Source organism: Streptococcus sp. HPH0090 (genome assembly GCF_000411475.1).
Taxonomy (GTDB): Bacteria; Bacillota; Bacilli; order Lactobacillales; family Streptococcaceae; genus Streptococcus.
This window is the reverse complement of the sequence record NZ_KE150464.1, coordinates 621640-647247: the sequence shown is the minus strand read 5'-3', so window position 1 is coordinate 647247 and position 25608 is coordinate 621640. Positions and strand designations below refer to the sequence as shown.

Sequence of the window (25608 nt, the reverse complement as noted above, 5' to 3'; positions counted from 1 at the left end):
TGTATTATAATGTTTTAGAAAGAGGTTCTTATGAAAGAATTAGAAACCGTGTTAGAGCAACGTTTTGAGCTTGTTTTTTCAGATAAACAATTACTTGAAACAGCTTTTACTCACACTAGTTATGCAAACGAGCACCGCCTCTTAAAAATTTCACACAATGAACGCTTGGAATTTTTAGGAGACGCTGTTCTGCAATTATTGATTTCAGAATATCTGTACAAGAAATATCCTAAAAAACCAGAAGGTGATTTATCTAAACTTCGTGCCATGATTGTTCGCGAGGAGAGTTTAGCTGGATTTGCTCGTGATTGCCAGTTTGATCAGTTTATCAAGCTAGGCAAAGGAGAAGAAAAATCAGGTGGTCGCAATCGTGATACCATCTTGGGAGATGCCTTCGAAGCCTTTTTGGGTGCTCTCCTTTTAGACAAGGATCTGGCTAGAGTGAAGGATTTTATCTATCAAGTCATGATACCAAAAGTAGAAGCCGGCGATTTTGAAATGATTAAAGACTACAAGACTCACCTCCAGGAATTGCTTCAAGTCAATGGGGACGTTGATATCCGTTATCAGGTGATTTCAGAGATCGGACCTGCGCATGATAAGATGTTTCAAGTGGAAGTCCTTGTTGAAGGGAAAAGTCTTGGAACTGGTCAAGGACGTTCAAAAAAATTAGCAGAGCAGGAAGCCGCAAAAAATGCAGTTGAGGAAGGGCTGGATTCATGTATTTAAAGGAAATTGAGATTCAGGGGTTTAAGTCCTTTGCTGACAAGACCAAGGTTGTATTTGACCAAGGAGTAACAGCAGTTGTAGGACCTAATGGTTCTGGAAAATCAAACATCACGGAAAGTCTGCGTTGGGCACTAGGTGAATCCAGTGTCAAAAGTCTTCGTGGTGGGAAGATGCCTGATGTTATCTTTGCAGGTACAGAAAGTAGAAAACCATTAAACTATGCTTCTGTAGTTGTTACTCTAGATAATCAGGACGGTTTCATCAAGGATGCAGGACAGGAAATCAAGGTGGAGCGTCATATCTATCGTACTGGGGATAGTGAATACAAGATTGATGGGAAAAAAGTCCGTCTTCGTGATATACATGATCTCTTCTTAGATACTGGACTTGGGCGCGATTCCTTCTCTATTATTTCCCAAGGAAAGGTTGAAGAAATTTTTAATTCTAAACCTGAAGAACGTCGGGCTATTTTTGAAGAAGCTGCCGGAGTCTTGAAGTATAAGACTCGTCGCAAAGAGACGGAAAGCAAGCTCCAACAAACTCAAAACAATCTAGACCGTTTGGAAGATATCATTTATGAGCTAGATAATCAAATCAAGCCTTTAGAAAAGCAAGCAGCAACAGCTCGTAAATTTATAGAATTAGATGGTCAGCGTAAGGCGATTTACTTGGACGTTTTGGTTGCACAAATTCAAGAAAGTAAAGCTGAATTGGATCTAACTGAAGAAGAATTAAACCAAGTTCAAGAACTTTTGACGAGCTACTATCAGAAACGTGAAGAGTTAGAAGAAGAAAACCAAACTCTCAAAAAGAAACGTCATGACTTGCAAGCTGAGATGACAAAAGACCAGGCAAGCTTGATGGATTTAACTGGTTTAATCAGTGAATTAGAGCGTAAGTTAGCCTTGTCAAAACTTGAAACAGAGCAAGTCGCTCTCAATCAACAAGAAGCTCAGGCACGTTTGGCTAGTTTGGACGAAAAGAGAAATGCTCTCATTCAGGAGAAGGAAGAAAAAGAAGCAAATCTCAGTCAGTTAGAAGAAAATTTAGCGGTCAATACGAAGGAACTCAATCGTTTAGAAGCAGAATTATTAGCTTTTTCTGATGATCCAGATCAAATGATTGAGCAATTGCGTGAACGTTTCGTGGCATTCTTACAGGAAGAAGCGGATGTCTCTAACCAACTGACACGGATTGAGAACGACCTTGAAAATAGTCGCCAACAGACTCAAAAGCAAGAAGAACAATTAGAATCCTTGAAGGAACAATTGGCTTCTGCCAAGTCCAAGGCTAGTGAGCAAGAGCTTGCCCTTAAATCAGCTAAAGAAGAAGTACAAAGCTTACTTGCAGACTATCAGGCCAATGCCAAGCAAGAAGAAGAACAAAAGCAGGCTTATCAAAGTCAGCAAAATCAACTCTTTGACCGTTTGGATAGTCTGAAAAACAAACAGGCCAAGGCGCAAAGTTTGGAAAACATTCTTAAAAACCATAGCAATTTTTATGCGGGTGTTAAAAGTGTTCTACAAGAAAAAAATCGATTGGGCGGTATTATTGGAGCAGTTAGTGAACATTTAACCTTTGATGTTCGTTATCAGACAGCTCTTGAAATTGCACTTGGTGCAAGTAGCCAACACATCATCGTTGAAGACGAACAGGCAGCGACTAAAGCTATCGATTTCCTTAAGCGAAACCGAGCTGGTCGTGCGACTTTCCTACCTTTGACAACCATTAAGGCTCGTAGCATTTCAGGTCAGAATCAAGATGTGATTGCCTCAAGTCCTGGTTTTCTTGGTATGGCAGATGAACTGGTTACCTTTGATGCCAAGCTTGAAGCTATCTTTAAAAATCTGCTAGCTACCACAGCTATCTTTGATACAGTTGAGCATGCGCGTGATGCTGCTCGTAAGGTACGCTATCAAGTTCGTATGGTAACGCTAGACGGTACAGAACTACGAACAGGTGGTTCTTATGCTGGTGGTGCCAATCGTCAAAATAACAGCATTTTCATCAAGCCTGAATTGGAGCAGTTGCAAAAAGAGATTACTCAAGAAGAAAAACTTCTTCGCCAAGAGGAAGAAAATCTGAAGTCAGTTCAAGAAGCCTTGAATGAACTTAGTCAAACTTTGGAGACCATTAAGTACCAGGGAGAGCAAGCTCGTATCCAGGAACAAGGCTTGTACTTAGCTTATCAACAAACTAGCCAGCAGATCGAAGAACTTGAGACACTCTTGAAACTTCAGGAGCAAGAATTAACTAATCTCAGAGGTGGAGATTGGCAAGCTGAAAAGGAAAAATGCCAAGAACGTTTCAGAGTTATTGCAACTGAAAAGCAAAAGCTGGAATCTGAAATCGAAGAAATCAAGTCCAATAAAAATGCTATTCAGGAACGCTACCAAAACTTGCAGGAAAAAATTTCCCAAGAACGTCTGCTTAAAACAGAAATGCTTGGACAGAAGCGTTATGAAGTTGCCGATATTGAACGGATTAACAATGAACTTGAGAACCTCAATATCGAGCAAGAAGAGATTGAACGTCTTTTGCAAGAAAAAGTAGACAATCTTGAAAAAGTTGATACAGAACTTTTGGCTAAGCAGGAAGCAGAAGCCAAGAGTCAGAAGGAAGAAATTCAACAAGGATTGATTCGTAAGCAGTTTGAAATCGACGACATTGAGGGACAACTGGATGATATTGCTGGTCATTTAGAACAAGCTCGTCAGCAAAATGAAGAATTAATTCGTAAGCAAACACGAGCGGAAGCGACCAAAGAAAAAATTACGGACCGCCTTCGTTATCTTCAAGGTCAACTGACTGAAGAATATCAGATTAGCTATACGGAAGCTTTAGAAAAAGCGAATCAGTTGGAAGATTTAGCAATCGCTGAACAAAAGGTTAAGGATTTGGAAAAATCCATTCGTTCACTTGGTCCGGTTAACTTGGATGCTATTGAACAGTTTGATGAAGTGCATGAACGTTTGGAATTCTTGAATAGTCAGCGAGATGACATTCTTTCTGCTAAAAACTTACTTCTTGAGACCATTACAGAAATGAATGATGAAGTGAAAGAACGCTTTAAGTCAACCTTCGAAGCTATTCGTGAGTCCTTTAAAGTGACCTTCAAGCAGATGTTTGGTGGTGGTCAAGCAGACCTAATCCTGACAGAAGGAGATTTATTGACTGCAGGTGTCGAAATCTCTGTGCAACCACCAGGCAAGAAAATTCAGTCTCTCAATCTCATGAGTGGTGGAGAGAAGGCCCTGTCAGCTCTGGCTTTGCTCTTCTCAATCATTCGTGTCAAGACCATCCCATTTGTTATCTTGGATGAAGTAGAAGCTGCACTTGACGAAGCAAACGTTAAACGTTTTGGTGATTATCTCAATCGATTTGATAAGGACAGCCAATTTATCGTTGTGACCCACCGTAAGGGAACCATGGCAGCAGCAGACTCTATCTATGGGGTGACCATGCAAGAATCTGGTGTATCTAAGATTGTCTCTGTAAAACTAAAAGATTTAGAGAATATGGATGCTTAGTTAGTGCTCGATACAAACTTTCAGCTTAGCATTTAGAATGACCTTTATGAAGCCAAAAGGGTTACAAAAATAATTTGAGGAGCTTATATGGATTTTGATCTATTCCTAATGGTTTGTAATTATATTGGGACAATAGCCTTTGCAGCGTCAGGAGCCATCAAAGGATTTGGTAAACGTTTAGATATTTTTGGGATTAGTTTGTTGGCGATCGTAACTGCAGTTGGTGGGGGGATTTTAAGAGATTCTATTATCAGTCGCTTTCCTTCCTCGCTTGCTGATCCTGGACCGATTTATGTCTCTATCCTTGTAGCGGTTATCATGTATGTCTTTGTGACTTCAAAGCAGGCCAATGCGAGTCATGATAAAAAGTTCTATAAATGGTTGAGAGAAGCCTATCTCATCTTTGATTCGATTGGGCTGATTATCTTTTCCTTGATTGGAGCGACAGCTTTGGCAGATAGTAAGTTGAATTTGATGTCTGCTGGCATTTTGGCTTGTTTAACAGGTGCTGGTGGAGGAATTATCCGAGACCTCTTAATCAATGAGGTCCCTAGTGTTTTAAAAGAAGACATCTATGCCCTTCTATCTTTCGTAATTGGAGTCGTATACTACTGGCTAGCCTTTGTTCTTCATTTTCCAAGAATTACTGCCTTTATCATTCTCTCTATTGTTGGTTTTGTGATTCGACTTTGTATCATTAAATTCAGACTCTCTTTGCCCAATATGGATAAGAGAACCTTGAACTGATGAATAAGCGAGACTTGTTTTATATAGGCGTCTAATCTCGTATAGATTAGGCGCTATTTTATTCTTTGCAAATACGGGAAATATTTGATGAAATTAATATTTTTTGGTATTATATCTAAAATTTAAAATAAGATAGGAGCAGCAATGAGTAATTTGAAGAATTCGGTTGATTTTATTAAAGAAATAGAGAAATTAAAGTCAGTAACAAGATTTAATAGAACTCTTGATGGAAGATTTGAAAATAGTGCTGAGCATTCTTGGCAGGGTGCCATAGCTGCAATGGTTCTTCAAGATTATTATCCTGAAAAATTGAATATGGAAAATGTGATTTCTATGTTACTGATTCATGATTTAGGTGAGATTTATGCCGGAGATACTTGGGTTTTTGATAATGAAAAAAAGGTTCATTCTCATGATAGAGAGCTAGAATCTATAGAAAAAACAATGAGCCTCCTTCCAAAAGAGAAATATTTGAATATGAAAAATTTGTGGTTGGAATTTGAAAAAGGGCATAGTTCTGAAGCAAGATATGCAAGAGTGATCGATGCATTGGTACCACTGATTAATCATTTAGAAGTATCAGAATTAAATTATAACCCTGATAATATCAGTGCAGACATGGTATTAGAAAAGAAAAAGTTCATAAAAAGTGAATCTGAAGAATTATGGAAATTGACAGAAAAGTTAATTCAGGAAAGTGTAGAGAAGGGCTTATATTTATAATAAGAATTGGCTCTTTGGATTGATTTTTAGTATACTAAGGCGTGTCAATCCTGCACGTCTTTTTTGCTTTTTCTATGATATATCTATGGTATAATAGAAGATAGATTTACTACTGGAGAATATAAGTATTTATGATTAAACTAGTCGCAACGGATATGGACGGGACTTTTCTAGATGAAGCGGGCCAATTTGATATGGAGCGCTTAAAAGCTCTCCTCTCATCATACAAAGAGAGAGGTGTCTATTTTGCTGTCGCATCAGGTCGTGGTCTCTTATCACTTGAAAAACATTTTGCAGATGTCAAAGATGAGATTATCTTCATTGCTGAAAATGGGAGTCTCGTTCGTTTCCATGGAGAGGACCTCTATGAAGCAACCATGCCACGTGATTTTTACCTATCAACTTTTGAAAAACTAAAGACTTCCCCTTATTTTGATGAGAAGAAGATGCTCTTGACCGGTAAAAAAGCATGCTATGTTCTAGATACGGTGGATAAAACTTATCTTATGTTTAGCCATCATTACAATGAAAATATCCAAAAAATAGCTAGTCTTGAAGATATTACTGATGAGATTTTCAAATTCACAACTAACTTTACAGAAGAGACAGTTGAAGCTGGAGAAGCTTGGGTCAATGAACATGTGCCTGGTGTTAAGGCTATGACTACTGGTTTTGAATCCATCGATATTGTTTTAGACTATGTTGACAAGGGAGTCGCTATTGTAGAATTAGCCAAGAAGTTAAATCTAGATATGGATCAAGTGATGGCCTTTGGTGATAATCTCAATGACCTTCACATGATGCAGGTTGTAGGACACCCAGTTGCACCTGAAAATGCACGTCCAGAGATTTTAGAACTAGCCGAAACAGTTATTGGACACCACAAAGACCAATCAGTTATCGCTTATATGGAGGGATTATAATGGCAGATATTAAATTAATTGCTTTGGATTTAGATGGTACTTTGCTAACGACAGACAAGAAATTAACAGATCGTACCAAGGCAACTTTGAAGGCTGCGCGTGAACAAGGAGTCAAGGTAGTCCTAACAACAGGACGTCCCCTCAAAGCTATGGATTTCTTCCTCAAAGAACTTGGAACAGATGGTCATGAGGATGAGTATACTATTACTTTTAACGGCGGTTTGGTTCAGAAAAATACGGGCGAAATACTTGATAAGACAGTCTTTTCAATTGATGATGTGAGCCGTATTTACGAAGAAACTGAAAAACTAAATATTCCATTAGATGCTATTTCTGAAGGCATCGTTTATCAGATTCAATCAGACCAGGAAAGTTTATATGCTCAATTTAACCCAGCTCTTACTTTCATTCCGAGTGCCTTTGAAGATTTGTCTAGTCAGATTACTTACAATAAGTGTGTGACAGCTTTTCCTCAGGAGCCTTTGGATGCAGCTATCAAACATATTTCTCCTGAATTGTTTAACAAATATGAAATTTTTAAATCACGTGAACTCTTGCTAGAATGGTCACCAAAGAATGTTCATAAAGCGACTGGACTAGCTAAGTTAATTGAGCATTTAGGAATTGATCAAAGTCAAGTGATGGCTTGTGGAGATGAAGCGAATGACCTTTCGATGATTGAATGGGCAGGTCTTGGTGTAGCCATGCAAAATGCTGTTCCTGAAGTCAAAGCAGTTGCAAATGTGGTAACACCTATGACCAACGACGAAGAAGCCGTCGCATGGGCGATTGAAAAATATGTACTGAAGGAGAATTAAAGTATGGGATTATTTGACCGTTTATTTGGGAAAATAGAAGAGCCAAAAATTGAAGATGTCGTCAAAGAAGCATTAGAAAATATTGATTTATCTGATGATAACGGGCAAAACGAGGCATCGGAATCTGAAAATGCTGTAGTGACAGAACCAGAAGAAGTTATCTTACCTGCAGAACCTAAGGAAGAAACAAATGAAGACTCACCTGAAGTAGAGGTTGTAGAAGAAGCTATTATTGAACCTCTTGATGAAGTTGAAATTCCTCAAGAAGAACCAAATCAAGTTGAAGAGGTAGAAAGTCCTCAAGTGGAATCGGATCCTGTCGAAGAAATCCCTTCAAATGATAGTGATGAGGAAGAAATTGTTCAACCTCAATCAAACGAAACAGAGCCGGAAATCACTGAGGAAGTGGAAGAAAATCTAGTTATCGAAGAAACTCCTCAAGTTCAAGAGACTGTACAGGAAAAATATGACCGCAGTCTCAAGAAAACACGTACGGGATTTGGGGCTCGTTTGAATGCCTTCTTTGCTAATTTCCGCTCAGTTGATGAAGAATTCTTTGAAGAACTAGAAGAACTGCTCATCATGAGTGACGTTGGTGTGCAGGTAGCTTCAAATCTTACTGAAGAATTGCGTTATGAGGCTAAACTTGAAAATGCCAAGAAACCAGAAGCCCTTCGTCGTGTTATCATTGAAAAATTGGTAGAGCTCTACGAAAAAGATGGGCAATACAATGAAAGCATTAACTTCCAAGATGGTTTGACAGTCATGCTCTTTGTAGGTGTTAATGGTGTCGGGAAAACAACATCTATTGGTAAGCTTGCTCACCGTTACAAACAAGCTGGTAAGAAAGTTATGCTGGTTGCTGCGGATACTTTCCGTGCAGGTGCGGTTGCCCAATTAGCTGAATGGGGGCGTCGAGTAGATGTTCCTGTCGTAACAGGTCCAGAAAAAGCTGATCCAGCCAGTGTGGTCTTTGATGGGATGGAACGAGCAGTAGCAGAAGGTATTGATATTTTGATGATTGATACAGCTGGCCGTCTGCAAAACAAAGAAAACTTGATGGCAGAGTTGGAAAAGATTGGTCGTATCATTAAACGTGTTGTACCTGAAGCACCTCATGAAACCTTCCTAGCTCTAGATGCCTCAACTGGTCAAAATGCTCTTGTACAAGCTAAAGAATTTTCAAAAATCACTCCATTGACAGGAATTGTATTGACCAAGATTGATGGAACTGCTCGAGGTGGTGTCGTTCTTGCTATCCGTGAAGAATTGAATATCCCTGTTAAGTTGATCGGATTTGGTGAAAAAATCGATGATATCGGTGAGTTCAATTCTGAGAACTTTATGAAAGGTCTTCTAGAAGGTTTGCTATAAAAGAAAATCCTGCAAGAATTCTTGCAGGATTATTTTTGATTATTCTAGTCGTCCATCTTCACAATAGGCAATATCCGGTTGCCAAGTCCATTCAGCACCATATTTTTTGAGTAAATCAAAGCTAGCTTGAGGTCCCATGCTACCAGCTTTGTAGTCATGGAGTGGAGCACCGTTTTCAGCCCAAAGCTTCTCAATACGGTCAATCAATTTCCATGATGCGCTTACTTCATCCCAGTGGCTAAAGTTGGTTGAGTTATTGTTCAAAACATCATAGATGAGTTTTTCATATGGATCTGGTGAAGCACCTGTAGCAGTCGCATCTGTTCGAAAGTCAAGAGAATTTGGCGCAAGGTTAAACTCTTCACCCACCTTCTTACCGTTAAGGCTAAGAGAGAATCCTTCAGTCGGTTGGATATAGATGGTAAGAACATTTGGCGCTAGAGGTTCACCAAAAATAGAATCCATTTGTTTGAAGACAATGTTCACGTGTGTTCCTTTTTCAGTTAGGCGTTTACCTGTACGGAAGAAGAAAGGTACACCACGGAAGCGATCAGTATCTACGAAGAAGGCACCTGAAGCAAATGTTTCTGTCATAGATTCGGGGTTGACATTTGGTTCGCTACGGTAAGAGATGTATTTCATGCCATCGACTTTACCCGAACGATATTGACCACGGATGAATTGTTCTTTGAGTTCCTCATCTGTAGGTTGGTAAAGGTTCTTGAAGACCTTGATTTTTTCAGCTCGAATATCATCCTTTGTAAAGCTTGCAGGTTTGTCCATAGCAAGGAGTGATAGAAGCTGTAGGGTATGGTTTTGAACCATGTCACGAAGGGCACCAGACTCATCATAGTAGCCACCACGCTCCTCAACACCGAGACGCTCTGCAAAGGTAATCTGAACATTATCGATGTGCTCACGATTCCAAACATTTTCAAAAATCATATTGGCAAAGCGAATGGCAAAAATGCTCTGGATCATTTCCTTACCGAGATAGTGGTCAATACGATAGATTTGATCTTCGTTAAAAGTAGCTAGAAGTTCTTCGTTTAGTTTGCTTGCAGTTTCATAGTCTGTACCGAAAGGTTTCTCAACAATCAAACGTTCAAATCCCTTGCCGTCAACGATTTGCTCGGACTTGAGGTGTTTGGCAATAGTACCAAAGAATTGAGGTGCCATAGAGAGGAAGAAAAGCTTGTTGTGTTCAGTTTGATATTTTTCATTTAACTCAGCCTGAAGCTTACGTAATTCGATATAGTGCTCAGTGTCATTAACATCGTGACTTTGGTAGTAAAAATGACTAGCAAATGCTTGAGCTTCTTCTACGCTATCTGCCAAGTCCAAAATAGATTCGACAACAACAGATTCGAAATACTCTTTACTCCATGGTCTACGAGCAGTTCCGATAACAGCAAAATGATCAGAAAGATTACCTGATTTATAAAGTCTAAAGAGTGAAGGGTAAAGCTTGCGTTTAGCCAAATCTCCACTTGCACCGAAAATTGTAACAATAACTTTAGATGACATCCAGCTACCTAATTTCTATTTTGTTTCCTAGTCAAGCTAGTCATGAGGAATCCCCATTTTCATACCCTTTATTTTATCATAATTTTCTAAAAAATCCAAAATTCCAATACAAGTAAGAAAAAAACTGCAAGGGAAACCTTGCAGTTTTTTTAAGCGTTGAGAACCTTGTCCAAAAATTCTTTTAGACGAGGGTGTTGTGGGTTATCAAAGATTTGATCAGGGGTTCCATCTTCTAGGAATTCACCGTCTGCAGTAAAGATAACACGATTGGCAACCTTACGAGCAAATCCCATCTCGTGAGTTACGATGATCATGGTCATGCCTTGCTCTGCCAATTCCTTCATAACGTTAAGAACGTCACCAACCATTTCAGGGTCAAGGGCAGAAGTTGGCTCGTCAAAGAGCATAATATCAGGGTTCATTGCTAAACCTCGTGCGATAGCCACACGTTGTTTTTGTCCCCCTGATAGACTATCAGGATTAGCATTTGCCTTGTCAGCAAGCCCAACTTTTTCAAGGAGTTCCATTCCCAATTTTTCAGCTTCGGCCTTAGTCATCAACTTATGCTCGATAGGAGCAAAAGTGATATTTTCCAAGACGGTCATATGTGGAAAGAGATTGAAGTGCTGGAACACCATTCCTACATTTTCACGAACATGGTCCACGTTGGTTGCTTTGTCAGTCAAATCATAACCATTAACTGTGATATGACCTTTTGTCCCCTCTTCGAGGAGATTCAAGCTACGCAAGAAAGTTGACTTACCTGAACCAGAAGGACCGATGATACAAACAACATCACCTTCGTAGAATTTTACAGAGATTCCTTTAAGAACCTTGTTTTTTCCATATTGTTTATGTAAATTATCGACATCAATTTTTAATTTTGCCATTATTGAATCCTCTTTTCTAAGCGTTTTGCTAGTCTAGTTAGAAGAGTGATAATCACAAGGTAAAAGACTGCGAGAATTGCATACATTTTAAAACTTTGGTAGTTACGAGCAATGATAATTTTACCAGTTTGGAAGAGTTCTACAAGACCGATTGCAGATACGATCGTTGTATCTTTCAATGCGATAACAAATTGGTTAACGAAGTTTGGAAGCATGAGTTTGGTTGCTTGAGGCAAGACAATCTTACGCATGGTTTTTCCATATGAAATACCCAGACTTCGACTAGCTTCCATTTGCCCAACGGGAACTGCCTTGATACCACCACGTACGATTTCAGCGATGTAGGCTGCTGAGTTTAGGGAGAGGGCAATTGTACCAGCGACAAAGTCGTTGATTGGGCTTTGTTGACCTGTAAGGGTTTCGATAAAGTTAGGAATACCCCAGAAAATAAATGCTGCAAGAATCATCAATGGAATACCACGGATGACGTCAACAAAAATCTCTGAAATCAAACGAAGTGATTTATATGGGCTGACGCTAAACATACCAAAGATAATTCCGATGAAAATCGCAATTACAAATGAAATAAGGGCTAATGAGAGAGTAATTCCGAGTCCACTGAGGAGTTGTTTGTAGTTATTTTTCAACAAGCCCCAAATAGTTGTTTCATCAGCAGTTGAAGTTGTGGTAGTAGAGTCGCTGGCTAGATACTTATCAAGAATCTTTTGGAATTCTCCATTTGCTTTAAGATTTGCAAGTCCTTTATTGAACTTCTCTAGCAATTCTGGATTGCTTCCTTTTTTAACTGCAAAGGCAGTTTCGCCAATTGGAGTACCTGCGATTGGTGTTTTTAACTTTTGTCCTTGACTGATAGAATATTTAATAACAGGTTCGTCATCCATAACAGCATCAATTGAACCAGTATTTAAACTATCATACATAGAAGCAGCATCTGAAAAGGTCTTGATTTTGTAACCGTATTTGCTTTGATTCTCGTTTAAGAATGTTTGTGAAGCAGTACCATTTTTTACACCTACAGTCTTACCGTTCAAATCTTCGTAAGAAGAAATAGTACTTGATTCTTTAACGCCAAGAATAGTATTTGCAGTATAGTAAGAATCAGAGAAATCAAAAGTTTCTTTACGAGCATCAGTCACTGACATACCTGCAATGATACCGTCTGCTTGTCCAGATTGGACTGCGTTAATAGCAGCGTCAAAACCAGGATTGGTAATCTCTACTTCAAAGCCTTGGTCTTCAGCGATAGCCTTGATTAGATCCATATCGATACCAGTGTATTGGTTGCTTGAGTCTTGGAAAACAAATGGTGCAAATGACGAGTCACTGGCAATGACATACTTGGTTTTCTCAGTATCAGCTTTTACTAGTCCTAATGAAAAAATAGGAAATAAAATAAGCAAACATGCTAGGATTTTTTTCTTCATGTTATGTCTCCTTTCAGGGTATTTTCAAATTATACCAGAAAAGTTGAATTCCAGCAACCATTTTGTGTTTTTATGTCAGAAGATATAACATAAATAAAGGTAGAGGTAGAAGAAAGATAATCAGTAAGTATCTTCTTTTTGTTTGTGGTAAAATAGAGGGATAGAAAATGTGTATGAGGCTATTATGATAAATAGAATTACAGACAACAAATTTAAACTTGTATCCAAATATCAACCTTCTGGGGATCAACCGCAGGCTATTGAGCAGTTGGTAGATAACATCGAGGGTGGTGAAAAAGCTCAAATCTTGATGGGGGCGACTGGTACAGGGAAAACCTATACCATGAGTCAGGTGATTTCCAAAGTTAATAAACCAACTCTAGTCATCGCCCACAATAAGACCCTAGCAGGCCAGCTCTATGGGGAGTTCAAAGAATTTTTCCCAGAGAATGCGGTCGAGTACTTCGTATCCTACTATGATTACTATCAACCTGAAGCTTATGTTCCCTCTAGTGATACTTATATCGAAAAAGATAGTTCAGTCAACGATGAGATTGATAAACTTCGTCACTCCGCTACATCAGCGCTCTTGGAGCGTAACGATGTCATCGTTGTAGCATCTGTATCTTGTATTTACGGTTTAGGTTCACCTAAGGAATACGCTGATAGTGTAGTAAGTTTGCGTCCAGGTCTTGAGATTTCTCGTGACAAGCTGCTCAATGATTTGGTGGATATTCAGTTTGAACGCAATGACATTGATTTTCAGCGTGGAAGATTCCGTGTTCGTGGGGATGTGGTGGAGATTTTCCCAGCCTCTCGTGATGAGCATGCCTTTCGGGTAGAGTTTTTTGGTGATGAAATTGATCGTATTCGTGAAGTCGAAGCTTTGACAGGGCAAGTTCTGGGCGAAGTGGATCATTTGGCGATTTTCCCAGCCACTCACTTTGTGACCAATGATGACCATATGGAAGTAGCGATTGCCAAGATTCAAGCGGAACTAGAAGAGCAGTTGAAGGTCTTTGAAAAAGAAGGAAAACTCCTAGAAGCTCAACGCTTGAAACAACGGACAGAGTACGATATTGAAATGCTCCGTGAAATGGGTTATACAAATGGTGTCGAAAACTACTCCCGTCACATGGATGGACGAAGTGAAGGAGAGCCACCTTATACTCTTCTTGACTTCTTCCCTGATGATTTTTTAATTATGATTGATGAGAGTCACATGACTATGGGGCAGATAAAGGGCATGTACAATGGTGACCGTTCACGCAAGGAAATGTTAGTTAACTATGGTTTCCGTTTACCGTCTGCCTTGGATAACCGTCCTCTTCGTCGTGAAGAATTTGAAAGTCATGTTCATCAGATTGTCTATGTGTCTGCTACACCGGGTGATTATGAGATGGAGCAAACAGACACTGTGATTGAGCAAATCATCCGTCCCACTGGTCTTTTGGATCCAGAAGTGGAAGTTCGCCCAACAATGGGACAGATTGATGACCTCTTAGGTGAAATCAATGCCCGTGTTGAAAAGAACGAGCGTACCTTTATTACAACCTTGACCAAGAAAATGGCAGAAGATTTGACGGATTACTTCAAGGAAATGGGTATCAAGGTCAAGTATATGCACTCGGATATCAAAACTTTAGAGCGGACAGAGATTATCCGTGACTTGCGTCTGGGTGTCTTTGATGTCTTGGTTGGAATTAACCTACTTCGTGAAGGGATTGACGTACCTGAAGTCAGTTTAGTTGCCATACTCGATGCTGATAAGGAAGGCTTCCTCCGTAATGAACGTGGTCTGATCCAAACCATCGGTCGTGCAGCCCGTAATAGTGAAGGTCATGTTATTATGTATGCTGATACTATGACTCAATCTATGCAAAAAGCCATCGATGAAACAGCCCGTCGTCGTAAAATCCAGATGGCTTATAATGAAGAGCATGGTATTGTCCCACAAACCATCAAGAAGGAAATCCGTGACCTGATTTCTGTCACAAAAGCTGTGGCTAAGGAAGAGGATAAAGAAGTCGATATCAATAGTCTTAACAAACAAGAACGCAAAGAATTGGTTAAGAAACTGGAAAAACAAATGCAAGAAGCCGTCGAAGTGCTTGACTTTGAGTTGGCAGCGCAAATCCGTGATATGATGCTGGAAGTGAAGGCTTTGGATTAAAGAGAGAAAAAAGTAATAGAGTGGGAAGGGGAGGATATATTAGTGAAAAATTCTAGACATTTAGGGATTGAATTTTGTAGAATTTTAGCTATGTTGATGATTTGTAATTTACATGTTCTGGGCATGGGAGGAATTCTAGAGAAAGTTTCTACTCAAAAAAACCTTTATTATATTTTTGCAAATTCTTTAGAAGCTTTTTCATACTCAGCAGTAAATATTTATATTTTAATCAGCGGCTATGTCGGACTTAATTCAAAATTTAGTTATAAAAAAATGTTTAGCTTTTGGTTGCAAATCATTTTTTATACGATTTCAATTACATTAATCTTCGCATTTTTTTCAAAATTATCTGTTAACACAAGTGATTGGTTCTCTGCTTTTACACCAATTAGCCATGGTCAATACTGGTATATGAGTTGTTATTTCGCACTAATGTTAGTGGCTCCATTTTTAAATCAAGCTATATTAACAATAAAGCAAGAATTGTTATTACCTATTGTTATTGGTGGGTTTGTATATTTCTCGATTATTCCAACAATATTTAAACAAGATTCGTTAGGATTGTGGGGTGGTTATAGTGTATTGTGGATGATACTTCTTTATATGATAGGGGCTATCATTAATAGATTGGAATTTGCAAATCGTTTTAAAGTTTGGCAAGTTGCTGGAATTATTATCTTACTGACAAGTTTAACTTTTCTATTGCACAGCCTTGGTTATGACCAGTGGAGAAGTTATATATCTCCAACGGTAGTTCTTCAAGGGATTTCAATTTTTCTATTATGTTTAAATCTTAAAAATCTTCCTTTTACTTTGAAAAAAATAGTTTTATTGATATCTCCTTTAACATTAGGGGTATATCTGTTTCATGTTCACCCTCTTATTTTCAGAAGGATTTTACCTAACATCTATTCTTTAATTGACGGACAGAAATTCGTTATATTTGTTATTAACATTCTCTTAATGTCACTTCTAATATTTATTGTAGGTGCATTTATTGAGTATTTAAGAAAAAAACTATTTATATTTATTTCTGGTAAATTATAATATCAAAAATTATTCTCTAACAAAAAAACTTATATTAAATAGGTCGAATCTTTATTTTTAAATGATGAATTATAAGGAAAGATTAATAAAAAATGAGAAAGAATGACAGTACACAGAAAACATCAAAAAAACACTATAAGCCAAATCGAAAAATGAGCTGGCTAGATAAAGTAAAATTGTGGTTGCTACAGCATTCAAAAATAGCTTTTCTATTAGATAGTAGTATATTTTTTTTATCAGTTTTTGCGATACTCTATTTGTTGCTTGGGACAACTCTTCTTCCAAAACCATATCAAAACCTCAATTATGTCTTTCCACTTTATATGAATCTTGTATTCTTAGTGCAAGCTTGATCATATTAATTTCGCAGTATAATGATAATAAAAAGAGAGAAGAAGAAAATGGGGAAAATCAACTCAAATGAAAAATCATAAAGGAAAATTAAAAAGGAAAAAGAAATTATCCAGGTTAGAGAAGTTCAATCTGTGGTTAGATTCTCATAAGCTGTTGGCCTTCTTAGTGGATTTTATAGTTTTATTATCAATAACTGGACTAATAGGTATTGTTTTTCAAGTAATTATCCTTATACCAAGCCCTTATAAACATATGTACTACATGTTTCCGCTCTACTGTAATATACTTTTGATATTTGCTAGGTTCTATGCTTATTATCTGAGAGAAGTTTGTTCAACTAAGAAAAATTTTAAAGATTATCTGGAACCGTTTCTTTATAACTGTTTTATTTTTATAATTCACTTGACAATCGGAATTGGAACACCGACTCACCACGTTTTACCCTCTCTCTTATCCCTAGATCACCGTTACATTTGGTTCCCTATAGCAACCTATCTGGTCTTTTTTTCCGTAGCTGCTTTAACGATATTGTTTATGAACTATATTGAAAAGAAAAGGAGTTAATTATGAGAAAACATCTATCTATATTTAGGATTCTTTACTTACTGTTTTTGCTATTTGCCCTAATTCATTTTATCTTAGGTTTATTTGGTTTAGCTTTTACCCCAGTTTTGTGGAATGTCTGGTTCTTTGGCCTCTGCTTAACCCTATTTATTCATCCATGGACTATCTTCTATAAATCTAGAATCTTTCAATGGCATCATTTGATTTTTCAAGCTCTCAGCGGATTCTTTGCTCTCATAATCTGGTTTGTGGTATTTTTCTTTTTCTCCATGGTTCCAGATTCATCTATGCCTATCAATATAGACTATCAGGTGAATAGTAAAGATAAGGAAATCAGAATTATTAGAGGATCCCTGCTCCATGAAATTCATGAATATCATGACGTAGTTAATCCTTTGATTATGAAATCTAAAGTTAAGTATAAGATAGAAAATTAAAGATTAGAAAGTGAGTCCTATGTCTCGAGCACAATTAACCATTCTAACCAATATTTGTATGATTGAAGATCTAGAAAGGCAGCGCGTGGTTATGCAATATCGCTCTCCTGAAACCAACCACTGGTCTGGCTATGCCTTTCCAGGAGGACATGTCGAAGACGGAGAGGCTTTTGCTGAATCTGTCATTCGTGAAATATACGAGGAAACAGGTCTGACGATTCAAAATCCTCAACTTGTCGGCATTAAAAATTGGCCACTGGATACAGGTGAGCGCTACATTGTCTTTTGTTACAAGGCGACTGAATTTACGGGTACTCTCCAGTCCTCTGAAGAAGGAGAAGTGTCATGGGTACAAAAAGACCAGATTCCAAATTTGGATCTGGCCTATGATATGTTACCTTTGATGGAGATGATGGAAGCTCCAGATAAGTCAGAATTTTTCTACCGTCACCGTACAGAGGACGGCTGGGAAAAAAGAACTTTTTAATCCTTTACCAAATACCCTAACTTGTCCAAGGCCTTCTCGATATAGAGGAGGTCTTGTTTGCTTTCTGCCTCAACCAAATGATAGTGGATTCCATCTGTTAATTCTGACAATGGTCTAAAGTCTGAAGATTCAGCTTGGTTTAAAAAGTGTTCCACGTCTCGTCTACAACTCAACTTGAGAAGTGTTTCAATTTCTCCGTAGACAGGATGGTCAATGAGAATATTTTGTACCCGACCACCGTTATCAACAATAGCAAGTAGTTCTGGTTCCATGTCTTCCTCTTTATGTTTGACCTTAAAGAGTTTGTGAACAAAAGGATTGGCTTTATTTTCTTTATATATATAGCCACGATTGGTTGATAGAATGGGAGCTCCATTAGCGCGAAGTACAGCGATATCCTGGACAATAATCTGTCGAGTCACGTGAAAATATTCTGCTAAACTTTGGCCGTTCATTGGCTTTTGAGCTTCCTTTAAAAGTTGAATAAGTGATTCTTTGCGGTCTTTAGTCATGGTTTACTTTCTTAACGGCGTTTTTTTAAGGCTTTATACACAGCCAGTGCCAAGTAATAGTCTATCATACTATGAACAATAGTTCCAAAACCAACTAATACAAACAAAACGTAGAACATATTTTTTAAGTCTGTTCCTGTACTAGCATAGAAGATGATACAAGCAAAGACTTCCGCGATAGCATGTACTAAACCAAGTACAAAGTTGAAAATCAATGAAGATTTCTTATTGTCCAAGGTTTGAGGATGTTTTTGAAGGTAGAAAGCACCTAGCGTTCCAAAGAAGATGTGAGAGAAAGCGCGAAGTACGATGACAATTGGATAACCCGCTAGCAGGAAGCCGATACTAGAAGCAACGATGACAAAAATTGCCATCCAAGGCGAGAGAAACATAGCGATAAAAATAGCTACGTGACTTCCAAGAGTGTAGGAAGCGGGTGGGATAACGATTTTAAATGGCATCACTAAAGGAATCAAAATAGCGATAGCTGTCAGCAATGCGGTTAAAGTCATGAATTGGGTTTTCTTTTTTGTATTCATAATAACTCCTTTTCTGTATATACAGTTGTATAGTACACTAAATATTTTTCCTCGTCAAGAGAGAAATTGAATTTTGAAGGAAAAATAGTTAAAATAAAGTAAAGTATCTTAGAAAGAGTAGAGAGTCAAGATGATAGATATCATTTATCCAATTTTTATCATTCATTACATATCTAAGCAGAAAAAAACAGGATTCCAAGTATCAAAATTCACAACATTTACAGCCTATAGTTTTTTGATTATCTCTTTAATCAGAATTGCATTTGGATCCTTAGGACTATTCCTTTTCTCGATTCCCATATTCGGTTTCCTCTATTTTGCAGTTATAGGTGAAATTCTTTTTCATATTAGCATCATTTACGGAATCATTTTACTTTTCTTGTCCTTTACGCTATTCCTAGACAGTCAAAAAAGTAACCAAGAACTTCTAATCATGGAAAAAACTCCCTTTATCTTTTATCTACTAATGTTAAGTGTTCACGCACTCTTGATCTATTCAACATTAGTACCGATACTTTCTATTCATGATAAAATGTAAATGCCCTTTATCAATGACTTGTAGTGAAATATAAGAAACATCGAGACAATATACAGTATAATGAAGTGAATAGTCTATATGTTTTCTTTTAAAAAATTAAATTTTTTTTAATAAAAGTGCTTGCTTTGAAATGACAGATATGATATACTTATAAACGGTTTGAAAAAACTGCCTAAGACAGTAGGGGAGCTCGACTCATAAATATCCTACCGAGGACAAAACGTATCATGTAAAAAGAAGCGTATTGTACTTTCGTGTCTAGGTTTGGGCGCGTTTTTCTTTTGGAAAAATTCCCCAAGCAAAATAATTACGGAGGTGAACACACTAATGAGTGAAGCAATTATTGCTAAGAAAGCGGAACTAGTTGACGTAGTAGCTGAGAAAATGAAAGCTGCTGCATCAATCGTCGTTGTAGACGCTCGTGGTTTGACAGTTGAACAAGATACAGTTCTTCGTCGTGAGCTTCGTGGAAGCGAAGTTGAGTATAAAGTTATCAAAAACTCAATCTTACGTCGTGCAGCTGAAAAAGCTGGTCTTGAAGATCTTGCATCTGTTTTTGTTGGACCATCTGCAGTAGCATTTTCTAACGAAGATGTTATCGCACCAGCGAAAATCTTGAACGACTTTGCTAAAAACGCTGACGCACTTGAAATCAAAGGTGGTGCAATCGAAGGCGCTGTCGCATCAAAAGAAGAAATCGTTGCTCTTGCAACTCTTCCAAGTCGCGAAGGACTTCTTTCTATGCTCCTTTCTGTACTTCAAGCGCCAGTGCGCAACGTTGCTCTTGCAGTCAAAGCGGTTGCAGACAACAAAGAAGACGCAGCTTAATTATAAGCTACGCATCGTAGCCTAGCTACAAAAAATTATAAAAATTAAATTTAAACTTATTTTGGAGGAAATAACAATGGCATTGAACATTGAAAACATTATTGCTGAAATTAAAGAAGCTTCAATCCTTGAATTGAACGACCTTGTAAAAGCTATCGAAGAAGAATTTGGTGTAACTGCAGCTGCTCCTGTAGCTGTTGCTGCAGCTGGTGCTGCTGACGCTGGTGCTGCTAAAGACTCATTTGACGTTGAATTGACAGCTGCTGGTGACAAAAAAGTTGGCGTTATCAAAGTTGTACGTGAAATCACTGGTCTTGGACTTAAAGAAGCTAAAGAACTTGTTGATGGTGCACCAGCACTTGTTAAAGAAGGCGTTGCAACTGCAGAAGCTGAAGAAATCAAAGCTAAATTGGAAGAAGCTGGAGCTTCAGTTACTCTTAAATAATCGTTCATTGATTGTTTAAGGGGGAAAGCCGAGTTTAAAGGCCTTTAGTTAATAGTAAAGGCGATAGAATAGGAAATGTTTCTTTAGAAACTTCCCCACAAACACCCCCACAATTTTTTGTGGGGGTGTTTTCTAAAATTTATTAAGGATTTAAACTTATGGTTGATGTATTAATTTATAATACTGTTGGTAATTATATTAATAAGAAGTTTAATGGTAAAAAAACAATTCCTCTTTCAAAAAAGGATTTTATAAGATATCTTATAAATGCTGGTGGTTTTAGGAATAAAGGTGTGTCCTTTAACGGACAAAGATTTTATTTTCATTTAGTTAATATGGCTTTAACAGAGAGTAATCAGAAGTTTTATATGACAAGTGACTATTCTAACTCGGAATCATCTATTAAATCAGCTATCTCTTATTTTATTGGCATACTATCAGCATATGCAATTGCTGAAAAAGAATATAAAATTCCTTATTTGTATCATCTAAAGGATCCTGCTATCTCCAGAATAGTAAACACCACTAAACACTTTCCTGATTTCTTTGGTTTAGGATATGGTAGTATAAATAATGCTTATTTAATTGAAGCTAAAGGTAGTGTGAAGAGTAGTATAGATAAGAAAACTATAACTAAAGCAAAAAAACAGGTTAACTCAATTGGTCAATTAACATTTAAGGAGTCTTCTGGTAATTCCCATAATATAACTCGCTTTAAGAGACATATAACAGCTTCTTATTTCCAAAATGATGAATTAAAATTTTGTGATGTTGATCCTAACTTTGACGGAGACTTAGAATACTATTTAGACGCAAATGTGGCAATTCTTCGCTATTACAAAAATATAATGGAATTGTTAGTATATAGTAATAAAAAGATAGAAGTTAAAAAAATAAATGAAGTAGAATATTCTTTAGTTGATTTTGAAGGTTATCAGATTGGAATTAATACAAGGATATTCAAATTATTAAAAGAATACTCGGGTAATATTAATAATTTACCTGAAGATTGTAAACTTTATAATTCGATTACAGAAATTTCAATGTATAGTTATGAAAACACTCCAACTTCATTAAGAGAAAACAAATCAATTTCTCTAGGAAGAGATGGTATAATTGTCATCTAAATTTATTCTTTAAAAAAAGTATTAAATAGTATATTATTAATAGCCATAAGCGAGTGACAGTTTTAAAAAACTTTATTTCGTCTGAAAATACATAGAAACACCCCACCAACTTTATGTAGGGGTGTTTATTTTTTATAAAATTGATGTATAATTATATTGTGTTATTTACTAATCTATTTAAGAATTTATAGATTTTATTTTATCAATTAAAATTTTTTGTAGGAGTTATTATGGCGATAAAAGAATTAAGTTTAAAAGGTTCTATGAACCGTTCTGTTCAAGCGATTATGCCATTAGATGAAGATAAGGAAGCCTTTGGGAAAAAGTTAAACAATTATCTTACTCTTTTATATGATAATCAAAGGGAATCTGAGGAATATCAAAAGAATTTATTGAAATCTTTTCTCGAAAAGCTTTTACCACATAATTTTATAAATACATCAAATAGAATAGATTTAGCTATTTATAACGGGAAAGATTCAAATTCTACTTTAGGCGTTATTTTTGAACATAAAAGTTTAACAAATAAATCAGAGATGATGGCTAAAGATAAAATTAATTCTAAGGCTTTTCAAGAGATTGTAGCTTATTACTTAAGAGAAAGATTATTTGAACATAATCTAGAGATAAAAAAATGCATTGTTACAAACGGTCTATCATGGTTTGTGATTGAAGCGAAAGAAATCGAAAAATATTTTACAAAAAACAAGAAGTTAGTAGATCTTGTAACTAAATTTAAAAATAATCAACTATCTAGTAATACGACTGATTTTCTTTATAATGAAGTAATCTCTCCAGCAATAGATTTAGCGATTGATAAAGGGATAGAAATAGCCCATTTTGATTTACGAGATGCACTTGTCAAAAATAGTAAGTCAATTGAAATAAAGAAAAATAATCTGACTCAATTATACCGTTTCTATACTGCAGAAAATCTTTTAAATAAGGAGATATTTACTGATTCAAATAAGTTAAATAAGAATTTCTATGATGAGCTTTTATACTTGATGGGACTTGAAGAATCTAAAGTAGGAACTTCAAAAATTATTTCTCGATTGAAACCGTCTAAACGCCAACAATACTCATTTGTTGAAAATATTATTGATAAATTGGAAGTTAAAGATGTTCCAAAAGATAGACAAGAAGATATTGCGATTCAATTAACCGTCATTTGGATGAATAGAATTCTATTTTTAAAACTTTTAGAATCTCAGTTAGTTCTATTTAACAAAGACGAATCATATCGCTTTTTAACATATGATAAATTATCGAGTTTCGAAGAAATTTATACATTGTTCTTTGCTGTTCTAGCTAAAAAAATAACTGATAGAAAAGAACGGGTTCAAAAAGAATTTGGTTATATTCCCTATTTAAATTCATCACTTTTTGAAGAAAATGAATTAGAAGTTTCTCGTGATGGTATTGGTATTGATCGTTTACCAGAAGGTGATATTGAAATTTATTCGAAAACATCGCTTAAAGGTTCTAATAATAAAAGAAAAAGTGGAAAAATAAATTTTATTCAGTATTTATTTGAATTTTTGGATTCCTATGATTTCTCGACTAGTATTTCTCATCACGAAAAATCAAAAAATGACCTTATTAATGCTTCAGTACTAGGTTTGATTTTTGAAAAAATTAATGGGTATCGAGATGGTTCTTTCTATACACCAGGTAACATTACTATGTATATGTCTCGAAAAGCGGTTCGAATGGCAGTGGTTGATAAAATAAATGATGCCATGTCATGGAACTGTAGAAGTATAGAGGATGTGAAATTTCAAATTCGATCTACGGAAATCGCTAAAAAGGTTAGTGATATAATTGACCAGATTAAAATTTGTGATCCTGCTGTAGGTTCAGGGCATTTTTTAGTATCCGTTTTAAACGAAATTATTGCCCTAAAAAGTGATTTAAATGTTCTTTTTGATTCTGAAGGAAATTATATCGGTAATATAATTCAATGTTACGTTATTAATGACGAGTTAATTATTCAAGATATGTCTGGTAATAATTTTGTGTATCAGGTAGGGAATGATTTATCAGAACGAATTCAAAAAGCTATATTTACTCAAAAAAGGATAATTTTAGAAAACACTTTATTTGGTGTAGATATTAATCCAAGTTCAGTAAATATTTGTCGTTTGCGTCTATGGATTGAACTATTAAAATCTTCATACTACTATAAGGATGATGAAATTAATCAACCAGTTTTAACAACTTTACCAAATATCGATATTAATATTAAGGTTGGGGATAGTCTACTTCATAAATTTGATTTTAATTATGAGTTTGATCTCCGTAGAAATGATTTTAAAGAATACTTAGATTTAGTTCGTGAATATAAAGATACAAATAATAAGGCAACAAAGGCAAACATTTGGGATAAGATTGAAAGACTTAAATATTCTTTTGATGATTTGGCATCTAGTCCTGAATTAAAGAAACTTCATAAGCTGATATCGGAGAGAAACAAAGCTGGTGCGATTAGTCTTTTTGAAGAGGAAAACAATAACGATAAAGAGTATTTAAGATTAAACAAGCAACTTGAACAAGCTCAAAAAGAATTTGAAGAGCGCTTGAAAAATCCACTTTATGCAGGTGGTATGGAATGGAGAATGGAATTTCCTGAAATTTTAGGAGAAAATGGTGAGTTTATTGGTTTTGATCTTATAATTGGAAATCCACCTTATATATTTACTAGAAACCAATCATTCACAAGTGAAATGAAAGATTATTATATAAAAAATTATATAAATTCTAGTGAATTTAAAGCTAATACTTATACACTATTTATTGAATTGGCTTTTCAACTAATGAAAAATGGTGGTTCATTTTCGTATATTGTTCCTAATAATTTTTTAACTATTCCTAATAACTCAAAAATTAGAACATTTATTACTAAGAATACAAGTAATGTAGTTTTTATTAACTCATTAGATAAGATTTTTTCAGATGCTTCAGTTGATAATTGTATCATCTTTTTTAAGAAAAATACCCCTAATTGGATTGAAGTTGCAGAGTTAAAAAACGGAGAATTTAATACAGTTGCTAAAGTGGATTCGGATTTCTTTATAGATGATGATATAATTAGTTTTTCTAAAGCTAAATATCCTCAGTTAAGTTCTATTTTTTCAAAGGTGGATGAATCACCCGTATTGGAAAGAGAAGGCGTAGCTGTAGTTAAGACAGGAGTTCAAGTATATGGAAAAGGTCAGGGAACTCCCAAACAAACAAAGGAAGTAGTTGATAATAGAGCTTTTCACTCCTTATCGAAACTTTCTGATGAATATAGGAGATATCTTGATGGTGAGAACGTTAGTAGATATAAATTAACATGGAATGGGGAGTGGGTAAAATATGGAAATCATATGGCACGTATGAGGAATCCTGAAATTTTCAAGCATCCTAGAATTCTAGTTAGACAAATTCCTTCAAATAAAACTTATTCTATTGAAGCTGTTTTAGTTGATGGAGATTACATAAGTGATGTTAATTCTCATATTATTACAAATATAGAGATAAATCCTTATTATTTATTAGGGGTAATAAATTCTAAAATAATTTCGATATGGTTTATATTGAAATTTGATAAGTTCCAAAGAAGAATCTTCCCACAGTTTAAAATAAATGAACTTGGAGAGTTTCCAATTCCAGAAGCTAGTAATTCTCAACAAAATTCGATAGCATTATTGGTAGAGCAATTGATGGATGAAATGAAGAAAGAAACACAAGATTCTGAGTTGATTAACAAGCTTAATCTTGATATTGATAATCTAGTTATGGACTTATTTGATTTAACAGATGATGAGAAAAAAATTGTTTCTGAATTTAATTTATAAATATTGGAG

At 36.1% G+C, this 25608-nt stretch carries 20 protein-coding genes and 1 other annotated feature; of the genes, 15 read left to right on the top strand and 5 right to left on the bottom strand.

What is annotated here, in order from left to right:
- The first annotated feature begins 30 nt into the window (after nucleotides 1–30).
- The 7 genes from rnc (at nucleotide 31) to ftsY (ending at nucleotide 8844) form a co-directional block, all read left to right on the top strand.
- Nucleotides 31–729: a ribonuclease III gene (gene rnc / locus HMPREF1481_RS05135; RefSeq protein WP_016465984.1), complete on the top strand. Its 699-nt coding sequence runs from the start codon at nucleotides 31–33 to the stop codon at nucleotides 727–729.
- A complete protein-coding gene (smc, locus tag HMPREF1481_RS05130) occupies nucleotides 720–4259 on the top strand; it encodes a chromosome segregation protein SMC (RefSeq protein ID WP_016465983.1) in 3540 nt (1179 codons plus the stop codon). Before rnc ends, smc begins: the two co-directional genes overlap by 10 nt.
- A gap of 87 nt (nucleotides 4260–4346) precedes the next feature.
- The gene (locus HMPREF1481_RS05125) at nucleotides 4347–5006 is read left to right on the top strand and encodes a trimeric intracellular cation channel family protein (RefSeq protein ID WP_016465982.1); all 660 of its coding nucleotides are present in this window, start codon (nucleotides 4347–4349) and stop codon (nucleotides 5004–5006) included.
- Nucleotides 5007–5150: 144 nt separating this feature from the next.
- Nucleotides 5151–5729: an HD domain-containing protein gene (locus HMPREF1481_RS05120; RefSeq protein WP_016465981.1), complete on the top strand. Its 579-nt coding sequence runs from the start codon at nucleotides 5151–5153 to the stop codon at nucleotides 5727–5729.
- 131 nt (nucleotides 5730–5860) lie between these two features.
- Nucleotides 5861–6652: a Cof-type HAD-IIB family hydrolase gene (locus tag HMPREF1481_RS05115; RefSeq protein ID WP_016465980.1), complete on the top strand. Its 792-nt coding sequence runs from the start codon at nucleotides 5861–5863 to the stop codon at nucleotides 6650–6652.
- Nucleotides 6652–7470, top strand: a complete 819-nt coding sequence (locus tag HMPREF1481_RS05110) for a Cof-type HAD-IIB family hydrolase (protein WP_016465979.1) — start codon at nucleotides 6652–6654, stop codon at nucleotides 7468–7470. Before HMPREF1481_RS05115 ends, HMPREF1481_RS05110 begins: the two co-directional genes overlap by 1 nt.
- 3 nt (nucleotides 7471–7473) lie before the next feature.
- Complete coding sequence (gene ftsY / locus HMPREF1481_RS05105; protein WP_016465978.1) at nucleotides 7474–8844, top strand: signal recognition particle-docking protein FtsY; 1371 nt, start codon at nucleotides 7474–7476, stop codon at nucleotides 8842–8844.
- Nucleotides 8845–8883: 39 nt separating this feature from the next.
- Here ftsY and zwf read toward each other — a convergent pair whose 3' ends face one another.
- From zwf to HMPREF1481_RS05090, 3 genes are all read right to left on the bottom strand, one after another.
- The gene (zwf, locus tag HMPREF1481_RS05100; RefSeq protein ID WP_016465977.1) at nucleotides 8884–10371 is read right to left on the bottom strand and encodes a glucose-6-phosphate dehydrogenase; all 1488 of its coding nucleotides are present in this window, start codon (nucleotides 10369–10371) and stop codon (nucleotides 8884–8886) included.
- 149 nt (nucleotides 10372–10520) lie between these two features.
- Nucleotides 10521–11261, bottom strand: coding sequence for an amino acid ABC transporter ATP-binding protein (locus HMPREF1481_RS05095; RefSeq protein ID WP_016465976.1), 741 nt, complete (start codon nucleotides 11259–11261; stop codon nucleotides 10521–10523).
- The gene (locus tag HMPREF1481_RS05090; RefSeq protein ID WP_016465975.1) at nucleotides 11261–12706 is read right to left on the bottom strand and encodes an amino acid ABC transporter substrate-binding protein/permease; all 1446 of its coding nucleotides are present in this window, start codon (nucleotides 12704–12706) and stop codon (nucleotides 11261–11263) included. Before HMPREF1481_RS05090 ends, HMPREF1481_RS05095 begins: the two co-directional genes overlap by 1 nt.
- A 184-nt stretch (nucleotides 12707–12890) precedes the next feature.
- Here HMPREF1481_RS05090 and uvrB point away from each other — a divergent pair, with 184 nt between their 5' ends.
- From uvrB to HMPREF1481_RS05065, 4 genes are all read left to right on the top strand, one after another.
- Complete coding sequence (gene uvrB, locus HMPREF1481_RS05085; RefSeq protein WP_016465974.1) at nucleotides 12891–14879, top strand: excinuclease ABC subunit UvrB; 1989 nt, start codon at nucleotides 12891–12893, stop codon at nucleotides 14877–14879.
- Between the two features lie 42 nt (nucleotides 14880–14921).
- Nucleotides 14922–15926: an acyltransferase gene (locus tag HMPREF1481_RS05080; RefSeq protein ID WP_016465973.1), complete on the top strand. Its 1005-nt coding sequence runs from the start codon at nucleotides 14922–14924 to the stop codon at nucleotides 15924–15926.
- 920 nt (nucleotides 15927–16846) lie between these two features.
- The gene (locus HMPREF1481_RS05070) at nucleotides 16847–17281 is read left to right on the top strand and encodes a hypothetical protein (RefSeq protein WP_016465970.1); all 435 of its coding nucleotides are present in this window, start codon (nucleotides 16847–16849) and stop codon (nucleotides 17279–17281) included.
- Between the two features lie 19 nt (nucleotides 17282–17300).
- Complete coding sequence (locus tag HMPREF1481_RS05065; RefSeq protein WP_016465969.1) at nucleotides 17301–17768, top strand: 8-oxo-dGTP diphosphatase; 468 nt, start codon at nucleotides 17301–17303, stop codon at nucleotides 17766–17768.
- On the opposite strand, the gene HMPREF1481_RS05060 is transcribed toward HMPREF1481_RS05065, so the two are convergent.
- Both HMPREF1481_RS05060 and HMPREF1481_RS05055 read right to left on the bottom strand, forming a co-directional pair.
- Complete coding sequence (locus HMPREF1481_RS05060; protein WP_016465968.1) at nucleotides 17765–18280, bottom strand: transcription repressor NadR; 516 nt, start codon at nucleotides 18278–18280, stop codon at nucleotides 17765–17767. The two genes, HMPREF1481_RS05065 and HMPREF1481_RS05060, sit on opposite strands and share 4 nt — an antisense overlap.
- A gap of 11 nt (nucleotides 18281–18291) precedes the next feature.
- On the bottom strand, nucleotides 18292–18819 hold the full coding sequence (locus HMPREF1481_RS05055; RefSeq protein WP_016465967.1) for an ECF transporter S component: 528 nt from the start codon (nucleotides 18817–18819) through the stop codon (nucleotides 18292–18294).
- A gap of 691 nt (nucleotides 18820–19510) precedes the next feature.
- Nucleotides 19511–19646, top strand: a sequence feature (ribosomal protein L10 leader region).
- Nucleotides 19647–19684: 38 nt separating this feature from the next.
- On the opposite strand from HMPREF1481_RS05055, the gene rplJ reads away from it, so the two are divergent.
- The 4 genes from rplJ to HMPREF1481_RS05030 all read left to right on the top strand — a co-directional run bounded on the left by rplJ (nucleotide 19685) and on the right by HMPREF1481_RS05030 (nucleotide 25599).
- Complete coding sequence (gene rplJ / locus HMPREF1481_RS05045) at nucleotides 19685–20185, top strand: 50S ribosomal protein L10 (RefSeq protein ID WP_004252632.1); 501 nt, start codon at nucleotides 19685–19687, stop codon at nucleotides 20183–20185.
- A 76-nt stretch (nucleotides 20186–20261) separates the two neighbouring features.
- Entirely contained in the window at nucleotides 20262–20630 is a 369-nt protein-coding gene (gene rplL, locus HMPREF1481_RS05040; protein ID WP_001196963.1) for a 50S ribosomal protein L7/L12, read from the top strand.
- 158 nt (nucleotides 20631–20788) lie between these two features.
- Nucleotides 20789–21757 carry a hypothetical protein gene (locus HMPREF1481_RS05035; RefSeq protein ID WP_016465965.1) on the top strand — a complete coding sequence of 323 codons (969 nt, stop codon included), beginning with the start codon at nucleotides 20789–20791 and terminating at the stop codon, nucleotides 21755–21757.
- A 230-nt stretch (nucleotides 21758–21987) separates the two neighbouring features.
- Complete coding sequence (locus HMPREF1481_RS05030) at nucleotides 21988–25599, top strand: type IIG restriction enzyme/methyltransferase (protein WP_016465964.1); 3612 nt, start codon at nucleotides 21988–21990, stop codon at nucleotides 25597–25599.
- Nucleotides 25600–25608 lie beyond the last annotated feature (9 nt).